We start from the raw sequence: 577 nt of genomic DNA, 5'->3' as shown, positions 1-577 counted from the left end.
TGGGCAGAGAGACAGGTGGTGCATGGTTGTCGTCAGCTCGTGTCGTGAGATGTTGGGTTAAGTCCCGCAACGAGCGCAACCCTTAAATTTAGTTGCCATCATTCAGTTGGGCACTCTAGATTGACTGCCGGTGACAAACCGGAGGAAGGTGGGGATGACGTCAAATCATCATGCCCCTTATGATTTGGGCTACACACGTGCTACAATGGGCAGGTTACAAAGGGCAGCGAAGCCGCGAGGCCAAGCGAATCCCATAAAACTGTTCTCAGTTCGGATTGGAGTCTGCAACTCGACTCCATGAAGCTGGAATCGCTAGTAATCGTAGATCAGCATGCTACGGTGAATACGTTCCCGGGTCTTGTACACACCGCCCGTCACACCACGAAAGTCGATAACACCTGAAGCCGGTGGACTAACCTTTATGGAGGTAGCCGTCAAAGGTGGGATTGATAATTGGGGTGAAGTCGTAACAAGGTAGCCGTATCGGAAGGTGCGGCTGGATCACCTCCTTTCTAAGGATATAACGGAGCGGAACTTAAGCGGATGACATATTGTATTCAGTTTTGAATGTTTTTAA

1 rRNA gene is annotated in these 577 nt (G+C 49.9%); it reads left to right on the top strand.

Annotated elements, in window-relative coordinates:
* Positions 1–512 (top strand): 16S ribosomal RNA (locus V6E76_RS11365); the annotation flags it as partial.
* Positions 513–577 lie beyond the last annotated feature (65 nt).

The sequence above is a fragment of the Jeotgalicoccus huakuii genome (assembly GCF_036665975.1).
Classification (GTDB): Bacteria; Bacillota; Bacilli; order Staphylococcales; family Salinicoccaceae; genus Jeotgalicoccus; species Jeotgalicoccus marinus.
This window is presented reverse-complemented; position numbering and strand designations above follow the sequence as displayed.